Source organism: Sphingobacteriales bacterium, assembly GCA_012517435.1.
GTDB lineage: Bacteria > Bacteroidota > Bacteroidia > CAILMK01 > JAAYUY01 > JAAYUY01.
This window is the reverse complement of the sequence record JAAYUY010000234.1, coordinates 1-3,754: the sequence shown is the minus strand read 5'-3', so window position 1 is coordinate 3,754 and position 3,754 is coordinate 1. Positions and strand designations below refer to the sequence as shown.

Genomic DNA, 3,754 nt, shown 5'->3' with positions numbered 1-3,754 from the left:
CTTGTCTGATGAAGGCATTTATGTGAATAACAGGGAGTCAGGAAAAATTATTCCATCTCATAAACGAAATATTTATGACGTTTCCGGTGCAGGAGACACGGTGTCGGCAGTAGCTGCCCTTTCGATGGCCTGTGGCCTCGACTTATTTCAGATGGCTGAACTGACTAACCTTGCCGGTGGTATTGTCTGCGAAAAGGTAGGAGTCGTACCTGTTGAACCGGAAGAACTTAAAAATGAGATGAAGAAGCTGAAAGATTAGCTGTTGGCGGATCTGATATTTGGGTTGATGGAAAATTGGGTATGAGGCTGAAACATAGTTTCTTTAATTTTCTTCCCATTTATTCTTATTGGCTTTTCGTTTATTTTACATTCATTTTCATCTTTTTGAAAATATTGTTCTTTTGGAATTAATTTTCTATCAATCAATTTAACTCTTTCAAAATCAATATTTCTTATGGGATTAGGTATATAAAAGTATTTTTTAAGATGATCCCAATCCTTATCTCTAATTGTGATAACGTCATTTAGATAAAAACTTACCCAACTTTCCCCTAATTTGTAATTAGATTCTGTTATTTCGAGTTTTTGTTGAGATATTTCTACATATTTTTTATCAAGTTCAAATCCAATATATTTTCTCCCAAGCCTTTTCGCTGCGATAGCTGTCGTACCTGTACCAGAGAATGGGTCAAGAACAATATCATTTTCGTCAGTGGTCATTAGAATTAATCTATCCATCAAATGAATAGGCAACTGACAAGGATGCGGGTCTCTTTTTGTGTTATGTTTTATTCTATGAATATCTGTCCATACATCAGAAACTAATGGACCAAATGGATGTAGTTGGTCTTTTTTACCACCGTAATCTTTCCATAAATAACCTTGTTTTCTATCACGTTTATGTGGATATCTTAATTCATAGAATTTTGCACCTTTAGCTTCTTTTGTGTAAAATAGAATTCCGTAATGAGCAGGTTGAAGAGATTTGCCCATTGGTGCAGTTGGTGCATCCCATGAAATCCAGTGTTTGAAATTTGCGAGTTTATTTAAATACGTTGCGTAGTATGTTAACCACTTAGGTATATTATGAAGAAAAATAGAACCAGTCGGTTTTGTTACTCTAACCATTTCTGAGATCCACTTTTCACACCAATCAAGATACTCTTGAAATTCAAGACTGTCTTTATAACTTGTATAATTCTTTTTTAAATTAAATGGAGGGTCAGCAAAAGTAACATCAACCGAGTTATCAGGAATATTCTTGAATAATTCAAGACAGTCTCCATTGTGGATTTTATTTATATATTTCTCAATCATTTTTTGAAAGTTTCAATTAAAAGTTTTTCAAACCGTTTTAATTCATCCTTATGAAAAGTAAAAACATCTTCATAAGCTGTTACCATTCTTTTTAAATCTCCCTTTCTGACATACCAACCAATACCATCAACAAAACCAATAAAAATAGCATTAGGATAATGTTCTTTTATTAAACTATCAATCGAAATTTCCGTTTTAGATTTATCTCCTTGTCCGGACGATGTCGTTGCAAGAAAAGAGCTTTCAGCAATTATCACAGGATTCTTTTTATTTGGAATAATAAAATCCATTGTTCTTTTGTTGTCAGGAGCATTGGTGATAAGCTCGCTTAAATCACCAGTTTCAAATGGAATTCCAAGCTTGTCTAATATTTCAGCAACGACAATTTCTGGGTTGTTTCCCTTCATACCAGAATAACTGCCTTTTTCCTTATAGCGAATAAGAGTGTCAATTAGTTCAGGTATTTCAAACTTTAACTTGGAAATGCTTAGCTTTTTTAATTCAAAAAGTGGGATTGTATTCGCCAAAAAAGGAATTGATGCACCTTCAAAGAAAATATTAACAAGACCTTTCCTAAAATATTCATTTTTCTGGATATGCTTTAAAATTGTGCTATCAGACCACTCTTGAATATTATCTGGACTTTTTTCATTGTACCATTTTTCTTTATAAACTAGTTTGTTAAGTTCAGGATTATCAACAATCCGAATTATTGTTGTTAATCTCTTTAAATATTCATTTGAAAAACCTGTTAAGGCTAACAATGCTCTAAGTCCATTCTCTTTTTCAGTTAATAACCATTCAAAGATTTCTTTCTTTAAACCTTCTGTTTCAACCTTATTTTTAACGATTAAGAGAGTCTCTTTTAGTGAATTGATATATCCTTCGTAATTTTCTTCAAACTTTGAGTTGAAAAAATAAAATGTATTTTTTTGAATTACTGTTTGAAATTTATCTTCAATGCTTTTTACCATGTTATTGCTTTTGAAAAATTAATACATATTCTTCTTTCATCGTGTTTCTCATTCCTTTGATAGGTTTCAACATACTTTTTACTAACGGCATATCATATTTCTTTGCTGAATTTATAACAGTTTCTTCCAGTCTGATTCCACCAGTCTGATTGGTATTTGAACCAATTATCATAACAAAGTATTTCCCTTTTTTTAAGACCTTAGAAACCTGAAAACAAAATGAATCCATGTCAGCAAAATAGTTTTCGAGTTTTTGAGCTTTTGTTTTTCCTTTAAGTCCAATTAGTCTGTTTTTTAATTCAGTTGTGTCATAACCTAAAAATTCTAATTGGTCTTTGTCATTCTCAACGTAATCAATTGCAAATGAATATGGGGGAGAAGTTATCACACAATCAACGGAATTGTTTTCGAGGTTGATATTCAAAGCATCCGAATCAGATAAAACATTAAGTTTTCCTATTTTATTCTGGTCAAAATACTTGTTAGATAAAAATGATTTTACAGTTTCGATATATCTGGGTAAAACCTTATCAAATAATTGTTCATGGTTTGATTTTACAACTCTTTTTGAATAACCCAAGGCATCTAAAAATGCTAAAAAAGCGAGATTGTATATTTTGATTTTATTTTCATCTACAATTTTATCTATTCTTTTTAGAACATCCCCCTGCTTGAAAAAATCAAATAGTTTTTTACTATCTATTCTAATTTTTTCCAATAATTTAAAGTCAATACCGAGTGCTTCGTATTTTGTTTTAATCATAAATTGACAAAAAGGACTGACATCAATCGCAATGGAATTTATACCCATTAATGCAGCTTCAATATTAGTTGTACCACTACCAGCCATTGGATCTAAAATTAACTCATCTTTTTGTACATTTAAAATGTTTATTAAGCCTTTTATTAATTGTGGGTGAAATTTTCCACGATAAGGGAACAAGCCATGAGTAGCATAACCAGTAGAAAATTGTCCTTCTTCAAAATATGCTTGTGTTGCTGCCGACCTGTCAGCATGAATTTTTTCTGAATTATTTGAATATAGTAAATAGTGCTTTGAAAACTTATTGTCAACTGACTTTATAAAAGCTGTTCTTTCCAAAAGTTGTTCTCCTGATAAGCTCTTATATTCTAGATGAGCTAATTCTAATTCAAATAATTCATTAACACCCGGAATAAGTTCAATATTGTTCCCAAATGCTATATTTATAATGGAAGTTGTTTTAAAAATGTCATTCATAATCTTGCAAAAGTACTGAAATAATTTGTGTTTGCACTAATATTTATTCTGTTTATAATGTTAGCTGAAATTAATTTTTCTCTGCCAATTAGTTAAATTTTCTCTTGCAATATTAAGTTTATCCTTTTGCAAAATGTCTTTAATATCGATTTACATTTGACCATTGACTTAAGATTTTTTCAATATTGGTATTTATCTGGTAAAAATATTTTAACCCACAACT

The 3,754-nt window shown here is 30.8% G+C and carries 4 protein-coding genes; 1 reads left to right on the top strand and 3 read right to left on the bottom strand.

Translation table 11 applies throughout. The annotated features are described in order from the left end of the window. The first annotated feature begins 22 nt into the window (after positions 1-22). Positions 23-259, top strand: coding sequence for a hypothetical protein (locus tag GX437_12910; protein NLJ08555.1), 237 nt, complete (start codon positions 23-25; stop codon positions 257-259). On the opposite strand, the gene GX437_12905 is transcribed toward GX437_12910, so the two are convergent. Genes GX437_12905 through GX437_12895 form a run of 3 tightly spaced genes read right to left on the bottom strand, consistent with a single transcriptional unit; the run spans position 256 to position 3,531 of the window. Continuing rightward, positions 256-1,317 carry a site-specific DNA-methyltransferase gene (locus GX437_12905; GenBank protein ID NLJ08554.1) on the bottom strand — a complete coding sequence of 354 codons (1,062 nt, stop codon included), beginning with the start codon at positions 1,315-1,317 and terminating at the stop codon, positions 256-258. The genes GX437_12910 and GX437_12905 overlap by 4 nt on opposite strands. Next, positions 1,314-2,291, bottom strand: coding sequence for a hypothetical protein (locus tag GX437_12900; protein ID NLJ08553.1), 978 nt, complete (start codon positions 2,289-2,291; stop codon positions 1,314-1,316). The genes GX437_12905 and GX437_12900 overlap by 4 nt, the downstream gene beginning before the upstream one ends. A 1-nt stretch (position 2,292) precedes the next feature. Continuing rightward, positions 2,293-3,531, bottom strand: a complete 1,239-nt coding sequence (locus GX437_12895) for a hypothetical protein (GenBank protein ID NLJ08552.1) — start codon at positions 3,529-3,531, stop codon at positions 2,293-2,295. Positions 3,532-3,754: the final 223 nt, after the last annotated feature.